Source organism: Paracoccus sediminicola (assembly GCF_027912835.1).
Lineage (GTDB): Bacteria > Pseudomonadota > Alphaproteobacteria > Rhodobacterales > Rhodobacteraceae > Paracoccus > Paracoccus sediminicola.
In genome coordinates, this window is record NZ_CP115768.1 from 655840 (window position 1) to 673792 (window position 17953).

13 protein-coding genes are annotated in these 17953 nt (G+C 65.7%); 11 read left to right on the forward strand and 2 right to left on the reverse strand.

What is annotated here, in order from left to right:
- Nucleotides 1-76: 76 nt before the first annotated feature.
- The 8 genes from PAF18_RS03240 to PAF18_RS03275 are packed head-to-tail and all read left to right on the forward strand — an operon-like array spanning nt 77 to nt 7903.
- Nucleotides 77-1072 (forward strand): DctP family TRAP transporter solute-binding subunit, encoded by a 996-nt coding sequence (locus PAF18_RS03240; protein WP_271117202.1) that lies wholly within the window; start codon nt 77-79, stop codon nt 1070-1072.
- 48 nt (nt 1073-1120) lie between these two features.
- Nucleotides 1121-1612 (forward strand): TRAP transporter small permease, encoded by a 492-nt coding sequence (locus PAF18_RS03245; protein ID WP_271117203.1) that lies wholly within the window; start codon nt 1121-1123, stop codon nt 1610-1612.
- On the forward strand, nt 1605-2939 hold the full coding sequence (locus PAF18_RS03250) for a TRAP transporter large permease (protein WP_271117204.1): 1335 nt from the start codon (nt 1605-1607) through the stop codon (nt 2937-2939). Before PAF18_RS03245 ends, PAF18_RS03250 begins: the two co-directional genes overlap by 8 nt.
- A gap of 1 nt (nt 2940) precedes the next feature.
- Complete coding sequence (locus PAF18_RS03255) at nt 2941-3690, forward strand: SDR family NAD(P)-dependent oxidoreductase (protein ID WP_271117205.1); 750 nt, start codon at nt 2941-2943, stop codon at nt 3688-3690.
- 20 nt (nt 3691-3710) lie between these two features.
- Nucleotides 3711-4694 (forward strand): Bug family tripartite tricarboxylate transporter substrate binding protein, encoded by a 984-nt coding sequence (locus PAF18_RS03260; protein ID WP_271117206.1) that lies wholly within the window; start codon nt 3711-3713, stop codon nt 4692-4694.
- 10 nt (nt 4695-4704) lie between these two features.
- On the forward strand, nt 4705-5148 hold the full coding sequence (locus PAF18_RS03265) for a tripartite tricarboxylate transporter TctB family protein (protein ID WP_271117207.1): 444 nt from the start codon (nt 4705-4707) through the stop codon (nt 5146-5148).
- Complete coding sequence (locus tag PAF18_RS03270) at nt 5145-6635, forward strand: tripartite tricarboxylate transporter permease (RefSeq protein WP_271117208.1); 1491 nt, start codon at nt 5145-5147, stop codon at nt 6633-6635. The genes PAF18_RS03265 and PAF18_RS03270 overlap by 4 nt, the downstream gene beginning before the upstream one ends.
- An 11-nt stretch (nt 6636-6646) precedes the next feature.
- Nucleotides 6647-7903, forward strand: a complete 1257-nt coding sequence (locus PAF18_RS03275; protein ID WP_271117209.1) for a glycerate kinase type-2 family protein — start codon at nt 6647-6649, stop codon at nt 7901-7903.
- On the opposite strand, the gene PAF18_RS03280 is transcribed toward PAF18_RS03275, so the two are convergent.
- The gene (locus tag PAF18_RS03280) at nt 7887-11027 is read right to left on the reverse strand and encodes a multidrug efflux RND transporter permease subunit (protein ID WP_271117210.1); all 3141 of its coding nucleotides are present in this window, start codon (nt 11025-11027) and stop codon (nt 7887-7889) included. The genes PAF18_RS03275 and PAF18_RS03280 overlap by 17 nt on opposite strands.
- A gap of 3 nt (nt 11028-11030) precedes the next feature.
- The gene (locus tag PAF18_RS03285) at nt 11031-12329 is read right to left on the reverse strand and encodes an efflux RND transporter periplasmic adaptor subunit (protein WP_271117211.1); all 1299 of its coding nucleotides are present in this window, start codon (nt 12327-12329) and stop codon (nt 11031-11033) included.
- Nucleotides 12330-12526: 197 nt separating this feature from the next.
- Between PAF18_RS03285 and glpD the strand changes: the two genes are divergently transcribed.
- From glpD to PAF18_RS03300, 3 genes are all read left to right on the forward strand, one after another.
- A complete protein-coding gene (gene glpD, locus PAF18_RS03290; protein ID WP_271117212.1) occupies nt 12527-14077 on the forward strand; it encodes a glycerol-3-phosphate dehydrogenase in 1551 nt (516 codons plus the stop codon).
- A 177-nt stretch (nt 14078-14254) separates the two neighbouring features.
- Nucleotides 14255-16528, forward strand: a complete 2274-nt coding sequence (locus PAF18_RS03295) for an NADP-dependent malic enzyme (RefSeq protein ID WP_271117213.1) — start codon at nt 14255-14257, stop codon at nt 16526-16528.
- Between the two features lie 165 nt (nt 16529-16693).
- The gene (locus PAF18_RS03300) at nt 16694-17953 is read left to right on the forward strand and encodes a urate hydroxylase PuuD (RefSeq protein ID WP_271117214.1); all 1260 of its coding nucleotides are present in this window, start codon (nt 16694-16696) and stop codon (nt 17951-17953) included.

Here is a 17953-nt window from a genome sequence, read left to right on the forward strand (position 1 = left end):
TAGGGTGAAGTTGCGCGGCAATCTTCGCGCGGGTCTCGGACCCGACGCGGCGTGACTATCAACGGGGAGAGATTTCATGAGCTTCACACGCTTCAGCTTCGCCGCCATCGCGGCGACCGCGATCATGGCGGTCAGCGCGCAGGCGGAAACGCTGCGCCTGTCGCATAATGTCGGCGACACCACGACCTGGCAGCAGGGGGCGGAACGCTTTGGCGAGCTTCTGGCCGAAAAGACCGGCGGCGAATATGACGTGCGAGTATTTCCGAACGCCCAGCTATCCGGCGGCGACCAGATGAAACAGGCCGAGATGGTCGGGCGCGGCGCGCTGGATCTGGTGGTGACCTCGGCGATCAACGTCACGCCTCTGGTGCCGGAAATGGCGGTGTTCTCGCTGCCCTATATGTACGAGAATTACGAACAGGTCGACGCCACCACCCAGGGCGAGGCGGTCGCGCCGCTGGAAGAGATCCTGCTGGAAAAGGGCATCAAGGTGCTGGCCTGGGGCGAAAACGGCTTCCGCGAGCTGACCAACAACACCAAGCCGGTGACCTCGCCCGCCGATATGGAGGGTATGAATGTTCGCGTGGCCGGGCCGATGTATATCGACGTGATGAATGCGCTCGGCGCCAATCCGCAGCAGATGCAATGGTCGGAAACCCTCACCGCATTGCAGCAGGGCGTGGTGGACGGGCAGGAGAACCCGATCGGTGCGGTGATCATCCCGCAGCAGGTCTATGAGATGCAGAAATACATCACGACCTGGCATTATTCCTATGATCCGCTGTTCCTCGGCATCGCGAAGGAACGCTGGGATTCGCTCGATGCGGACACACAGGCGCAGTTCCAGGAGGCCGCGACCGAGGCGATGGAATATCAACGCGACATCAGCCGCGAAGGCACCGCGGAAGGGCTCGATTTCCTGAAAGAACAGGGGATGGAGGTCTATGAACCCAATGCCGAAGAGCTCGCCGCCTTCCGTGAAGCGACCCAGCCCGCCTTCGATACATGGGCCGAAAAGGTCGGCCCCGATCTGGTCAAAACCTTCCAGGACGCCGTGGCCTCGGTGAAGTAACGATCGCCGGCGGGGCGGTCGGCCGCCCCGCTGCCGGAAAGGGACCGGATGCGCTTCATCCTGAACGAGGCCGAAAAGATCATCTGCGCGGTGATCTTTCTGGGCATGACGGCGGTGGGTTTTGCCAATGTCTGCGTGCGCTATCTGACGAATTACTCGCTGGCGGCCTCGGAAGAGCTGCTGACCAACGGGTTCCTGCTGCTGACCGTGTTCGGCGCCGCCATCGCCGCAAGGCGGGGCGAGCATCTGGCCGTGACGCTTCTGACCGACAGCCTGCCGCGCGTGCTGCGCCGGACGCTGTTCCTGCTGGCCACCGCGCTGAGCGTGCTGCTGCTGCTCATGTCGGCGTGGTTTTCCTGGCAGGCGCTGACCAATCTGATCGGCAACGGGATGCAGAGCTACGCGCTGCAGATCCCGGCCTGGTATTATCAGGCGGCGGTGCCTTTCGGATTCGCGCTGATCATGATCCGCTATCTGCAATATGCGTGGAAAGGCCGCCACGACCCCGGTGACGCGCCCGCCGAGGTGCCCGATGTTTGAGACCGTCGCCAGCATCCCCGCCGGCACCCAGATGGTGATCGCCTTCTTCCTGCTGATGGCGATCGGCGTGCCAGTGGCGTTTTCGCTGGGCCTCTCAGCGCTGTACGCGATGTGGCTGATCGGCTTCGGCTTCGATCTTGCCGGCGATCTGATCGCCTCGGGCATCGCGAAATATTCGCTGCTGGCGATCCCGTTCTTCATTCTTGCGGGCGCGCTGATGGGCTCGCTGGGCATCGCCGAGCGGATGATCCGCTTCTTCCGCGTGCTGATCGGCAGCCTGCCCGGCGGGATGGGCGTTGTCGGCACGGTGGTCTGCCTGTTCTGGGGCGCGGTGTCGGGGTCCGGCCCGGCCTCGGTCGCGGCCATCGGCCCGATGCTGATCCGCGCCATGGAGGAGGACGGCTATTCCCGCGCCTTCGCCGCCGGGCTGGTCAGTACGGGGGCGGCGTTTTCCATCGTCATCCCGCCCTCGATCGGGCTGGTGATCTTCGGGGTGATCGCGGAAACCTCGATCTCGGATCTGTTCATCGCCGCGATCATTCCCGGCGCCTTCATGGGGCTGACCATGCTGGCGGTGCTGCCGCTGGCCGGGCGCGGACAGGGCAAGGGCAGAGCGGCGCTGGACCGGCTCAGCCCCGATCCCTATGCGGGGGCGCCTTATGGCACGCGGCTCTGGCGCAGTTTTCGCGACAGTTTCTGGGGGCTGCTGACCCCGGTGGTGATCCTGGGTGGGATTTATTCCGGCATCTTTACCCCGACCGAGGCGGCGCTTGTCGCCACCGTCTATGCGCTTGGCGTGGGGGGCATCGTCTATCGCACGCTGACGCTGCGCGGGCTCTATGCCTCGCTGAGCGATGCCGCGTCCTCCTCGGCGGTGGTGATGATGGTCGTGGCCTATGCGAGCCTGTTCGGCTGGGTGGTCACGGTCGAGGATCTGGTCGGCAGCTATTCGACCGCCCTTCTGGGCCTGTCCGACAACGGCGCGGTGATCCTGATCGTAATCATGCTGATCCTGCTGATCGCGGGGATGTTCATGGATGCGGTGACGGTGATGTTCATCTCATTGCCGATCTTCATGCCGGTGGTGCGGGAACTGGGCTGGGATCCGGTCTGGTTCGGGGTGCTGACCATGGTGAATCTGGCCATCGGGCTGATCACGCCGCCGGTCGGGATCAACCTGTATGTCGCCGCCAATGTCACCCGCCTGCGGATCGAGCAGGTCGCGCGCGGTGCGCTGCCCTTCCTGCTGGCCAGCCTGATCGGGCTGGTCGTGATCGCTGCCGCACCGGAAATGTCCCTTTTCCTCGTTCGTTTGCTGGGAGGCTGAAATGTCCAACGCCATCGTTACCGGCGCCGCGCGCGGCATCGGGCTCGCCACCACCAGGCTGTTTCTGGCCGAGGGCCGACGCGTCGCCATGATCGACCGCGACGCAGAGGCGCTGGCCGAGGCCGCCGCGGGGCTGGAGAATGTGCTGCCCGTCATCTGCGACGTCTCGGACGAGTCGCAGGTCGCGGCGATGGTGGCGCAGGTCACTGGCGAATTCGGAAAGGTGGATGCGCTGATCAACAATGCCGGGGTGGCGGATTTCCGGCCTCTGGGTGAAACCGAGATGCAGACATGGCGCCGGGTGATGGAGACCAATCTCGACGGGGTTTTCCTGACCTCTCAAAGCGTGATCCCGCATCTGCGCCGGGGCCGGGGGGCCATCGTCAACATCGCCTCGATCAGCGGATTGCGGGCCTCGACGCTGCGGGTGGCCTATGGCACCTCGAAGGCGGCGGTGATCCACCTGACCCGCCAGCAGGCCGCCGAATTGGGCGAGCTGGGGATCCGCTCCAACTGCGTCGCGCCGGGCCCTGTGGACACCAAGCTCGCGCTGGCCGTTCACACGCCAGAGATCCGCGCCGCCTATCACGACGCGATCCCGCTGAACCGCTACGGCACCGAGACAGAGATCGCCGAGGTGATCGTGTTCCTGTGCTCGGACAAGGCCGGATATGTCACCGGCCAGACCATCGCCGCCGATGGCGGCTTCGATGCCACCGGCGTGGGGCTTCCGGCCCTGCGCGACCTTTGATCCAACAGAGAGGACATATCATGACCCTTCACCTGACCCGCCGCGCCACGCTGATCCTCGGCGCTGCCGCCTTTGCCCTCCCGGCCTTCGCGCAGGATGCCGACTGGCCGACCGAGCCGGTCCATGTCTATGTCGGCTTCCCGGCAGGATCTTCGCCCGACCTGCTGGCCCGGATCATCACGGAACCTCTGGCGGAACGTCTGGGCCAGCCCATCGTGATCGAGAACAAGCCCGGCGCGGGCGGGGTGATCGGCATCCAGCAGATGCTGGCCAATGCCGATGACGGCCACGCCATCGGCACCTCGATCAACGGGCCGCTGACCACGGCGGCGCGGATGATGGGCGATACCGGCTTCGATCCGCAGGCCGACATTGCGCCGATCGCGCTGATCGCGACATCTCCGCTGGTCCTGGCCGTCTCGGGCGAGTCCGAGATCGAGGATCTGGCCGGCTTCGTCGAGACCGCCAAGGCCGAGCCGGGCGCGCTCAGCTTCGGCTCGGTCGGGCAGGGCTCGGGCGCGCATCTGACCGCCGAGCTGTTCAACAGCGAGGCCGGGATCGAGATGCTGCATGTCCCCTTCACCGCCTATGCCGAGGTCACCACCTCGATCATGGGCGGCGAGATCGATTCGGGCTTCATGGCGCCCTCTGCCGCGCTGCCCCATGTCGAGGCCGGGAACATGAAGATGCTGGGCGTGACATCGGCAGAGCCCTTCGGCCAGATCCCGGACGTGCCGGTGATCGCCGGAAACGCCGGTCTGCCGGATGATTTTAAGGCCGAGCTGTGGAACGCCTTCATCGCGCCCGCCGACATGGATGCGGCCGTGATCGAGCGGCTCAATACCGAGATCAACGAAATCCTTCAGGATGAGACGGTTCAGCAGAAGCTTCTGGATATGGGCTGGCAGGCGGCGGGCGGTTCCGCCGATGATCTGACGCAGCGTATCGCGGATGACACCGGGATGTGGGGCGCGGTGATCGACAAGGTCGAGGCGGCGGAATAAGCCCCGGCAGATGCAAAGGGACTGGGCGGATATCTGGGGCGGTGCCGTGCTGGCCGCGATCGGGCTGGGCGTGGCTGCCTGGGCCGGGGCGCGGCTGGATTTCGGGACGTTGCGCGCCATGGGGCCAGGGTTCTTCCCGACCGTGCTGGGGGTGGCGCTTGCCGCCCTCGGTGCGGCCATCGCGGTGCCGGCCTGGTCGCGCGGGGCGGAGCCCGCCCCGATCCGCCTCTCCGATCTCGCCGCGGTCATCGCCGCGATCCTGATCTTCGGGCTGGGGATGGAATGGCTGGGCATGGTGCTGGCCTGTTTCATCGCCGTGCTGGTCGCCTCGATCCCCGCGCCGCGTCCGGGCTGGCTGTGGCGCGTGGTGCTGGCCGTGTCGGTCACGGCGCTGACCTTCGTCGTGTTTGAACTGGGCCTGCAAATGGGCCTGCCGCTCTGGCCTGATCCATGACCGCGCTTGAAGGCATCGCCTACGGGTTCAGCGTCGCCCTGCAACCGGCTGTGCTGATCTATTGCCTGCTCGGCGTGACGCTGGGCACGTTTATCGGCGTGTTGCCGGGGATCGGGGCGATGGCGGCGATCTCGCTGCTGCTGCCGATCACCTATTACATCAGCCCCGAGGCGGCGCTGATCATGCTGGCCGGGGTCTATTACGGCGCGCAATATGGCGGGGCGGTGGCCTCGATCCTGCTGCGCCTGCCCGGCACGCCGCAATCGGCGGTGACCACGCTGGACGGCTATCCTCTGGCCCAGCAGGGGCGCGCCGGGGTGGCGCTGTTCGTGTCGATGGTGTCGTCCTTCACAGGCTCGGTTCTGGGCATCGTGGTGCTGGTCGTGCTGGCCGGCTGGCTGAGCCGCGCCGCCACCGCCTTCGGGGCGGCGGACTATGCAGCGATGATGATCCTCGGGCTGGTCGCGGCCTCGACCATCGGCTCTGACCGGCCTCTCAAATCCTTTGCGATGGTGGTTCTGGGGCTGATCCTTGGCTGCGTCGGCACGGATGTGAATTCCGGAGCGCAGCGCTTCACCTTTGGCCAGACCGAGTTGCTGGACGGGATCAACCTTGTCGCTCTGGCGATGGGGCTGTTCGGGGTGGCCGAGGTCGTCGGCAATATCCGCGATGCCGAGCGGACCGGTGTGCCGCAGAAGGTCAGCTTCCGCCAGATGATGCCGAGCCGCGACGATCTGCGCCGGATGCCGCTGCCGGTGCTGCGCGGCACTACGCTGGGATCGTTTTTCGGTGCGCTGCCCGGCACCGGCTCGACGCTGTCCTCTTTCCTCAGCTATGCGATGGAGCAGCGCGTCTCGCGCAGCCCCGAGCGGTTTGGCAAGGGCGCGGTGGAAGGCGTCGCTGGACCGGAAGCCGCCAATAACGCGGCCGCGATCACCGCCTTCGTGCCGACGCTGACGCTGGGTATCCCCGGCGATCCGATCATGGCACTGATGCTGGGCGCTTTGGTGATCCACGGCATTCAGCCGGGCCCGCTGATGCTGGAGGCACGGCCCGAGATGTTCTGGGGGCTGGTGGTCAGTTTCGGGATCGGAAATTTCCTGCTGCTGATCCTGAACCTGCCGCTGATCGGGATCTGGGTCTCGATGCTGCGAATTCCGTTCCGCTATCTGTATCCGGCGATCCTGATCTTTGTCTGCCTGGGCGTCTATTCGGTGCGCGAATCCGGCTTCGACATCGCCGTGGTCGCGATTGTCGGCATTTCGGGCTATCTGATGGCACTGGCGAAATTCAGCCCGGCCCTGCTGCTGTTGGGTTTTGTGCTCGGGCCGTTGATCGAGACCAATCTGCGCCGCGCGCTGCTGATCTCTCGCGGGGATCCGATGGTGTTCCTGGAACGGCCCATCGCCTGCGGCTTCGTCATCGCCACCGCGGCGCTGATCGTGTTAACCATCTGGCAGGGCTGGCGCCGTCGCGCCGCAGGCTGACGGAGGAAAGAATGTCCGAGCGCGAATTCCTGAACCGGCTGTTCGACCGGGCGGTCAAGACGGCCGACCCGATGCGCTTCATCGGGCCGAACCTGCCCGAGCGTCCGGCGGGGCGCTGTGTCGTCATCGGCGCGGGCAAGGCGTCGGCGCGCATGGCCGAGGCGGTCGAGGCCGAATGGGCCCCCTGCGAGGGTCTGGTCATTACGCGTTACGGCTATGGCCGACCGACGCAGGGGATCGAGATCGTCGAGGCCGCCCATCCGGTGCCGGATGAGGCCGGGGTTGCGGCAACACGGCGGATGCTGTCTCTGCTGGAGGGGCTGGCGGAGGACGACCTGGTGCTGGCGCTGATCTCGGGCGGGGCCTCAGCGCTTCTTTGCGCGCCCGCCGGAGAGATGACGCTGGCCGAAAAACAGGCGGTCAACGCGGCACTGCTGGAATCGGGCGCGCCGATCGGGAAGATGAACATTCTGCGCAAGCATCTCAGCCGGGTGAAGGGCGGCCAGCTTGCCGCTGCGGCGGCGCCGGCGCGGATGCTGGCGCTGATGATCTCGGATGTGCCGGGCGACGATCCCGCGATTATCGGCTCGGGACCGACCGTCGGCGATGGCTCGACGGCGGAAGATGCCGAGGCCATCGTCAATCGCTGGAAAATCCCCCTGCCGGACAGCGCCCGCGCGGTTCTGTCGGCGGGATCAGGGGTGATCGCGCCCGGCGACACGCGGCTGTCGCGGGTCGAAAACCGCGTCGTCGCAGCGCCCGCGCAATCGCTCGGCGCAGCGGCGGCAGAGGCGCAGGGCAACGGCTATGCCACGCTGATGCTGGGTGACGATCTTGACGGCGAAGCGCGCGAGGTGGCGTCGCAACATGCCGCGCTGGCGCTGAAATTGCAGGCCGAGATGGGCGCGAAGGACGATCCGCTTCTGGTGCTTTCCGGCGGAGAGCTGACGGTCACACGGCGCGGCGACGGGGTCGGGGGGCCGAATGCGGAATACGCTCTGGCCCTCGCAATGGCGCTGAACGGCGCGGCGGGCATTCACGCGCTGGCCTGCGATACGGACGGTGTCGATGGCGCGGCCGAGGTGGCCGGCGCGGTGATCGCCCCTGACACGCTGTCCCGCGCGGCTGCGGCCGGGCTTGATGCACAAGATGCGCTGAGCCGAAATGACGCGCACAGCTTCTTCGGCGCGCTTGGCGATCAGGTTGTGCCGGGGCCCACCCTGACCAATGTGAATGATTTCCGCGCCATCCTCATTCGCCCGGCATAGCCTGTCCGGTCTCGTCCCGGCGGGGCTTCGGCGGGGCGCGCAGCGGTCCGGACAGGCTGCGGATCGCCACATAGAAGCTTGGCACCATGAAGATGCCGATAAAGGTCGCCGCGATCATCCCCCCCATCACCCCGATCCCGATGGAGTTCTGCGCCGCGGCCCCGGCCCCGCTTGCCGTTGCCAGAGGCACCACGCCGAGGATGAAGGCAAAGGAAGTCATCAGGATCGGACGCAGCCGCAGCCGTGCGGCCTCGATTGCGGCTGCGGCGGTGGCGCGGCCTTCCAGTTCGAGAACACGGGCGAATTCGACGATGAGGATCGCATTCTTCGCCGCCAGCCCGATAGTGGTGAGGATGCCGACCTTGAAATAGACGTCATTGGGCTGCCCGAAGATCAGCGCCGCGGCCACCGCGCCAAGCACGCCAACCGGCACGGCGAGAATCACGGCCATCGGCACGGACCAGCTTTCATAGATCGCCGCCAGCGACAGGAACACGACAAGCGCCGACAGCGCATAAAGCCAGGGCGCCTGATTGCCTGATTGCCGTTCCTGATAGCTGAGTTCGGTCCAGGCCACGCCAAAGCCGCCCGGCAGTTCGGAGACCAGCTCTTCCATCGCGTCCAGCGCCTCGCCCGACGGGGTGCCTGGCCCCGCCTCGCCCGAGATCGAGATCGCATCCGCGCCCTCGAACCGTTGCAGGCGGGGCGCGACCGGCTCCCACCGATAAGAGGAGAACGCGCTGAACGGCACCATCTCGCCGTCGGAATTGCGCGCATACCATGCCTCCAGATCGTCGGGTTGCATCCGGTATTCCGCATCGCCCTGCACGATCACCGGGCGCAGCGTCGCGCCAAGCGCGAAGTCGTTCACCTCGCGCCCCGAAAAGATCACCGAGAGCATCCCGTTCACCTCGTTGAGGCTCAACCCCAGCGCCTCGGCGCGCTGTGCGTCGATGGTCAGGCGCAGCGCCGCGTCGTCCTCGTCGCCACGGCCGCTGACATTGGCCAGCCTTGGATCGGCCTCGGCCGCGGCTTCAAGAGCAGAGGAGGCTTCGCGCAGCCCGTCGATTCCCTGTCCCGTCTGGTCGATCAGGAACATGTTGAACCCGGCCTGGTTGCCGAGCCCCTGGATGGCGGGCGGTTGCAGAAAGCTGATCCGTCCGGCGCGGTCATTGCCGAAGCGCGCATTGGCCCGCTGCGCCACCGAGGCCGCGGCCAGTTCCGGGTCGGCGCGTTCATCGAAGGGCTTCAGCTTGACGAACAGCATGGCGCGGCTCTGGCTGCTGCCGGAAAAGCCCCAGCCAAGCGCGCCGAAGATGGATTCGACCGCCGCCTCGTCGTTGAGCAGGTAATCCTCGATCTCCTCGACCACGGCGCGGGTCTGTTGCGAGGTCGAGCCCTCGGACAGCGAGATGCGCACCATCAGAACGCCCTGATCCTCGGTCGGAAGGAAGGTCGAACTCATTCGGCTGAAAAGCTGCCAGCCCCCCGCCGCGATCAGTGCCAGAACCAGAAGCGCCATGACCGGGCGGCGAACCAGCCGCGCCACCGCTGCCGCATAAAGATCGGCGAGCCGGTCGAAATTGCGGTTGAACCAGCGCGCCGGGGCGAACCCGATCTCGCCTTCGTGGCGGCGCAGCAGGGTCGCGGTCTGGGACGGGGTCAGGATCAGCGCGGCAAGCAGCGACAGAACCATCGCGGTGATGATCGTCACCGAGAACTGGCGATAGACCACCCCGGTCGAGCCGGCCATGAAGGCCATCGGCAGGAACACCGCCGACAGCACCGCCGCGATCCCGATCAACGCGCCCGAGATCTGGCGCATCGACCGCTCGGTGGCCTCGGCCGGGCCGACCCCGTCCTCGCGCATCACCCGTTCCACATTCTCGACCACGACGATGGCGTCATCGACCAGCAGACCGATCGCCAGAACCATCGCGAACATGGTGAGCGTGTTGATCGAATAGCCGAGCGTCGCCAGCACCGCGAATGTGCCCAGAAGCACCACCGGCACCACGATCACCGGGATGATCGTCGCCCGCCAGCGTTGCAGGAAGATCAGGATCACCCCGACGACGAGGCAGATCGCCTCGATCAGCGTGTGATAGACCTTCTCGATGGAGAGTTCGACAAATGGCGAGGTGTCATAGGCCACGCGCAATTCGACCCCGTCGGGGAGGGCATTGTTCAGTCCCGCCAGCACCTCGCGCACGCCCTGCGCCGTCTCGACCGCATTGGCGCCGGTTTCCAGATTGACCCCGAACCCGGCCGCATTCAGCCCGTTGAAGCGACTGTCCGAGCCATAGCGTTCCTGCCCGATCCCGATATCGGCCACGTCGCCCAGCCAGACCGTGGCGCCATCCTCGCCGGTCTTCAGCAGGATGCGGCGGAAATCCTCGACGCTTTCCAGCTGGCTCTGCGCGGTGATGGTCGAGGTGAATTGCTGGCCCGGCGTCACCGGCTGATCGCCGAGCGAGCCCACCGAAACGGTCGAGTTCTGCGAGGCCACCGCCGAGGTGATGTCGGTCGGCAGAAGGCTGTATTGCGCCAGCCGGAACGGGTCCAGCCAGATCCGCATCGCGTAGCCCGAGCCGAACACATTGATCCCGCCCACGCCCGCGACGCGCTTTACCGGCCCCTCGACGATCTCTTCGAGCATGTTGCCCAGCTCGACCGTCGAATAGCGGTTATCTGTCGACACCAGCGAACCGACCATCAGGATCGAGGAAGTCGAGCGCGAGACACTGACCCCGTTCGACTGCACGGGCGAGGGCAGGCGGCTTTCCACGCTGCGCACCTTGGATTGCACATCGTTCAACGCATCGGTTGGATCGACGCTGTCGTCGAAGGTCAGCTCCAGCGAGGCGCGGCCCTGAGACGAGCTGGATTCGAAATAGATCATCCCGTCGATCCCGGTCAGCGCGTCCTCGATGGGGGTGGTGACAGAGTTCTGCACCGCCTCTGCCGTCGCGCCCGAGTAAGCCGCCGAAATGCGGATCGTGGTCGGGGCGATGTCGGGATATTGCGACACGGGCAGACCGATCAGGCTATACACACCGACCAGCATCGTGACGATGGCCAGCACCCAGGCAAAGACCGGCCGATGGATGAAGAACTGCCCCATCGCTCAGCCGCCCGGTTGCGGCGTCGCGCGGCTTTGAGAGGGGGCCGCCCCGGCATCCCTGCCGCTTCCTGCGACCGCATCGGCTGCTGCGTTCTGGGGCGGATCGGCCTCGACGTCGCGCACCACGCCTTCGGCATCGATGGTGACCGGCACTGTGGTGATCTCGGCCCCGTCGCGCAGATTGCTGAGCCCGTCGAGGACCAGCTGCTCGCCCCCATCGATCCCCTCCGTGACGATCCAGCCATTCTCATGCACCCCGGTCTCGGTCAGCGAAACCTCCACGGCCACCCCGTCGCGAGCGACGAAAGCGGTCAGTTCACCGCTGGCGGCCCGGCTGGTGGCGCGCTGCGGCACGAGAACCGCGTCGACGCTGCCCACGGTCAGCGTCACCCTGACGAACTGGCCGGGCAGGATGCGGCGATCCGGGTTGGGAAATTGCAGGCGGATCGGGATCGTTCCGGTGGTCGCAGAGACCTCGGCGCCGGGGCTGAGCACGCGGCCGGGCCGGTCATACGCCTCGCCGGTTTCCAGCACCAGCCGCGCATCCGTCGGCGCGCCGAGCCGCTGCATGTCTCCTTCATCCATGCGCTGCTGATAGCGCAGAATGCGCGCGCGCGATTCCGACACATCAACATAGATCGGGTCGATCTGCGCCACCTCGGTCAGCGCATCGGCCTGACCCGAACTGACGATATCGCCGACGCTGAACGGGCTGACCGAGACCACGCCGCGGATCGGGCTGACGATTTCCGTCCTGGCCAGCGCCAGCCGCGCCAGATCGCGCTGTGCCTCTGCCGCGCCGAGCGCTGCCTCTGCCGCGGCAAGCGCCACCTCGGCCTGTTCGAACTCGGCCCGGCTGACGCCCGAACCGCTGAGCTGGCGATAGCGATCGACCGTGGCCTGCGCCCCGCTGAGCGCCGCCTCGGCGGACGACACCGCGACCTCTCGCGCGGTCAGCTCGGCGGCGAGCGTTTCGTCCTCAAGCTGGAACAGAACGGTGCCTTCCTCGACCTCGGCACCGGCCTCGTAAGGGATGGCGGTGATCTCGCCGCCGACCTTGGGGCGGATTGCGGCGCGCTGATAGGCGACAGCGCGGCCCGGAAGTTCCACGGTGACCGGCACCGGCTCGCGGCGCACCGCCATCACCCCGACCTCGGTCGGTCCGGCCGCGCCGCGCCCGCCCGGCGGCCCCGATTGTGCCGACATCTGGGACGGGATCACGACCGTCAGCGCCGCTGCGGCGATCAGCCGTGCCAGGGCGCGCGGCATGGCGGGCGGGAATTGGGGCAGGAGCAATGTCATTCGCTGTCTTGGCTGGGGTCGGATCACTATGTCATGCAGGGCGGGGGGCTCGGCAAGTCGCAATTGCGCGAGTTGACCCTAGCAGCGTCAAACCCAATGAAAGCCAAACGGTCCGAAGCACCGCCCGAACAGCCCTCGCGGCTTTGACATTCCCCGCATTATCGCGTTCCTTGCGGAGAATTTGTGGAGATTTGCCAGTGAACGAGCCCGTCGATCTTTTCATCATCGGAGGCGGCATCAACGGATGCGGCATCGCCCGCGACGCCGCCGGGCGCGGACTGACCGTGCGTCTGGCCGAGATGGACGATCTGGCGCAGGCGACCTCTTCGCGATCGACCAAGCTGTTTCACGGCGGGCTTCGCTATCTGGAATATTTCGAGTTCCGGCTGGTCCGCGAGGCGCTGCGTGAACGCGAGCTGTTGCTGCGCGCCATGCCGCATATCAGCTGGCCGATGCGCTTCGTGCTGCCGATCCTGCCCGAGATGCGCTTTGAATCGACCACCCCGACCTCGCGGCTGTTGCGGGTTGTCATGCCCTGGCTGAAGGGGCGGCGTCCGTCATGGCTGATCCGGCTCGGGCTGTTTCTCTATGACCATATGGGGGGGCGAAAGCTGCTGCCGCCAACGCGCGAACTGGACCTGACCGACGATCCGGCGGGCGCAGCGCTGAAACCCGGCACCGAGCTGGCCTATGAATACAGCGATTGCTGGGTGCAGGATGCGCGTCTGGTGGTGCTCAACGCGCGCGACGCGCAGGCGCGCGGGGCCGAGATCCACACCCGGACCCGCGTGATAGAGGCGGCGCGCGAGGGCGATCTGTGGCGCATCGAGACCGAGACCGCCCTGGGCGAGCGCGCGACCCATCGCGCCCGCGCGCTGGTGAATGCGGCGGGGCCGTGGACCGGGCATGTGATCCGCGACGTGGCCCATCTCGACAGCCGCGAATCCGTGCGGCTCGTACGGGGCAGTCACATCGTCGTGCGCAAGCTCTATGACCACGAGAAATCCTATTTCTTCCAGGGGCCTGACGGCCGGATCATCTTCGCCATCCCCTTCGAGCAGGATTTCACCCTGATCGGCACCACCGACGCCGATCACCAAGGCAATCCCGGCAATCCCGAGATTACCGGCGACGAGACCGAATATCTCTGCGAATTCGCCAGCCGCTATTTCGCCGAGCCGATCACCCCCGATCAGATCGTGTGGAGCTATTCCGGCGTGCGCTCGCTTTACGATGACGGGGCCAGCTCGGCCACGGCTGCGACGCGGGACTATGTGCTGAGCCTCGATGATGACGAGGGCGGAGCGCCGGTGCTGAATGTCTTTGGCGGCAAGATCACCACCTATCGCCGGCTCGCGGAAAGCGCGATGGAAAAGCTGGAACCCTTCTTTCCCGCCGCGCGCGGCAAATGGACGGCGGGCGTGGCGCTGCCGGGTGGAGATTTCCCGGTCGACGGCGTCGGCGATCTGGTGGCGCGGCTGCAAGCGGCGCATGACTGGCTGAACGATGCCCAGGCGCTGCGGCTGGTCCGCGCCTATGGCACGGACGCAGAGACATTTCTGGCCGACGGGCCGGGCGCGCAGCTCGGCGGCGGGCTGACCGAGGCAGAGCTGAACTGGCTGGTGACGCAGGAATGGGCCGAAACGGTCGAGGATGTCATCTGGCGGCGCAGCAAGCTGGGGCTGGTCATGAACGAGGCAGAGATCGCCGCGCTGCGCGAGCGCATGACACGGTTCGCCGCCGCCTGAACCGCTCCGCCGAAGGAAGCGGCTGAGCTTGGGCGCGGACGGCGCTTTCAGGCTTTGCCTGAAACAGCCTCATTCCCGGAAAGCCGCCGGAACCACCCGAGAGGCATTGCAAATCCCGTGCTTCCCGTGCCGAATATGCCCCGGGGTCAAGCGGCCCGATGCGCGAGGGAGGACAGCATGCCGGAAGACGATATCAGCAGGGATCGCCGACAGGAGGCGCTCGATTATCACGAATTCCCCAAGCCCGGGAAGCTGGAGATCCGCGCCACCAAGCCGATGGATACCGGGCGCGACCTGTCGAACGCCTATTCGCCCGGCGTGGCCGAGGCCTGTCTGGACATCCAGAAAAACCCGCTCGACGCGATGCGCTTTACCGCGAAAAGCAACCTTGTCGCGGTGGTGTCGAACGGCACGGCGGTGCTGGGGCTGGGCAATATCGGCGCGCAGGCCTCGAAGCCGGTGATGGAGGGCAAGGCGGTGCTCTTCAAGAAATTCGCCGGTGTGGATTGCTTCGATATCGAGGTCGATGAGACCGATCCCGAGAAACTGGCCGAGATCGTCTGCAAGCTGGAACCCACATTCGGCGCGGTCAATCTGGAGGATATCAAGGCACCGGATTGTTTTCTCGTGGAAAAAATCTGCCGCGAGAAGATGAATATCCCGGTCTTCCACGATGACCAGCACGGCACGGCCATTGTCGCGGCGGCCGCCGCAAGCAATGCGATGCGGCTCTCGGGCAAGAAATTCGAGGAACTGAAGGTCGTGGCGCTCGGAGCGGGCGCGGCGGGGATCGCCTGCCTGAAGATGCTGATGGTTCTGGGCGTGCAGAAGGACCATATCACCATGCTCGACAGCAAGGGCGTCGTGCATACCGGCCGCAACGACCTGAATCCGGAAAAGCAGGAATTCGCCCGCGACACCGAGATGCGCACGACCATGGACGCGATGGAGGGTGCGGATCTGTTCCTGGGCGTCTCGGGCCCCGGCCTGCTGACCAAGGAGATGGTCGCGAAAATGGCGCCCGATCCGATCATCTTCGCGCTGGCCAACCCCACGCCCGAGATCATGCCCGAAGAGGCGCGCGAAGCCGCGCCGAACGCGCTGATCGCCACCGGGCGCAGCGATTATCCGAACCAGGTCAACAATGTGCTGTGCTTCCCCTTCATTTTCCGGGGCGCGCTCGATGCCGGGGCGACCACGATCAACGACGAGATGAAGGTCGCCTGTGTCGAGGCGATTGCGGCGCTGGCCCGCGAAACCACCTCGGCCGAGGTCGGGCAGGCCTATCGCGGCGAGACGCTGACCTTTGGGCCGGAATATCTGATCCCGAAACCCTTCGATCCGCGGCTTCTGCCGAAAATCGCCTCGGCGGTGGCGCGGGCGGCGGTCGAATCGGGGGTGGCGACGCGGGATCTGGATCTCGACGATTACACCCGGCGGCTTCAGGGCCGGGTCTATCGGACCTACAACATCATGCGGCGCGTCTTCGAGGCCGACCGGGTGGCCAATCGCCGTCTCGTCTTTGCCGAGGGTGAGGACGAGCGGATCCTGCACACCGCCCGCCAGCTGATCGAAGAAGGTTACGATACGCCGATCCTCATCGGCCGCCCCGAGGTGATGAAGCAGCGTCTGGAACGCGACGGCATCCGGCTGGATCTCGACGCGATCGAGGTCATCAATCCAGAAAGCGACGCGCGCTATCGCGAATATTGGAGCGCCTATCACCAGCTCATGCGGCGGCGCGGCGTGACGCCGGATCTGGCCCGGGCGATCATCCGCACCAACACCACCGCCATTGCCGCCATGATGGTCCATCGCGGCGAGGCGGACAGCATGATCTGCGGGACGTTCGGGGAATATCGCTGGCATCTGCGCTATGTGAGCGAGATCCTCGCCCGTGGCGGGGCGCATCCGGTGGGCGCGCTGTCGCTGATCATTCTCGATAAGGGGCCGCTCTTTCTGGCCGATACGCAGGTCCATCTCGACCCGGAGCCCAGCCAGATCGCCGAGACCGTGATCGGGGCCGCGCGCCATATGCGGCGATTCGGGGTCGAGCCGCGCATCGCGCTGTGTTCGGCCTCGCAATTCGGCAATCTCGACACGCCCACCAGCCAGAACATGCGGGCAGCGATGGAGATCCTCGACACGATGGATCTCGATTTCGAATATGAGGGCGAAATGACCGCCGATGTCGCGCTCGACCCGGAGCTGCGCGAACGGCTTTATCCCGACGGGCGGCTGAGAGGGGCGGCGAACGGTCTGGTCTATGCCAATGCCGAGATCGCCAATGCCGGGCGTAACATGCTGCGTTCGGTCGCGGGCGGGCTGGAGGTCGGGCCGATCCTCATGGGGATGGAGAATCGCGCCCATATCGTCACCCCGGGCATTACCGTGCGCGGGCTGGTGAATATCTCGGCCCTCGCCGGAAGCCATGTCTCCAGCTATGGCTGATCGCCGCTGACATCTCTGGTCCCGGCGCCGCCATTATGCCGCCGCCGGGAGCAGAGACAGCGTGCACCGTTTCAGGCATTTCTTGAAACTCTTCGGCGATTTTCATGCTTACCCGTGCCCCGGCGCTTCGGCTAGCGTGGCAGGACGGGACGAAGGGAGACTCTGATGAACGAATTTGCCATCATCTGGGACTGGATCGGATTTGCCGTTCGGTGGACGCATATCATCACCGCAATGGCCTGGATCGGGTCGAGCTTCTATTTCATCGCGCTCGATCTCGGGCTGCGCAAAACGCCGCATCTGCCTGCCGGCGCGCATGGCGAAGAGTGGCAGGTCCATGGCGGCGGTTTTTATCACATTCAGAAATATCTCGTTGCACCTGACAACATGCCGGACCACCTGATCTGGTTCAAATGGGAGAGCTATTCGACATGGCTCTCGGGTGCTGCCCTGCTGATGATCGTCTATTGGGTCGGGGGCGAGCTTTACCTCATCGATCCAGCCAAGGCCGATCTGTCGCTGTGGCAGGGTATCCTGATCTCGGCGCTGTCGCTGTCGGTGGGCTGGCTGGTCTATGACCGGCTGTGCAAATCCGGCCTGGGTGAGCGTCCGACGCTGCTGATGCTGCTGCTCTTCGTGCTGCTTGTGGCGATGGGCTGGGGCTACAACCAGATTTTCACGGGCCGGGCGACGATGCTGCATCTGGGCGCGTTCACCGCAACGATCATGACCGCGAATGTGTTCTTCATCATCATGCCGAACCAGCGTGTCGTGGTGAAGGATCTTCAGGAAGGCCGCAAGCCCGACCCGAAATACGGCAAGATCGCCAAGCTGCGCTCGACGCATAACAACTACCTGACCCTGCCGGTCGTGTTCCTGATGCTGTCGAACCATTATCCGCTGGCCTTCGCGACAGAGTATAACTGGCTGATCGCGGCGCTGATCTTCCTGATGGGTGTCACCATCCGGCATTTCTTCAACACGATGCACGCCACCGGGAACATGAAGTGGTGGGCCTGGGCGGCGACCACGGTGCTGTTCATCGGGGTGATGTGGCTGTCCACCGCGCCGCTCTGGCAGTCCTCCTATGAGGAATCGGAAGCGCAGGCCCTGACCCCGCTGCAACAGCAATTCGCCGAGGCAGAGGGGTTCGACGAGGTGATGACCATCGTGCCGGGGCGCTGCGCCATGTGCCATGCCCGCGATCCGGGCTATGAAGGCATCCGGCGCGCGCCCAAGGATCTGCTGCTGGAAACGCCGCATGACGTGACCCGCGCTGCGCGTCAGATCTATCTGCAAGCGGGCCTGACCCACGCGATGCCCCCGGCCAATGTCTCGTTCATGGAGCCGCAGGAGCGTCAGGCCATCGTCGACTGGTATCGTGATGCCATCGGCGAAGAGCCGGTGCAGTTGGCGCAGAACTGA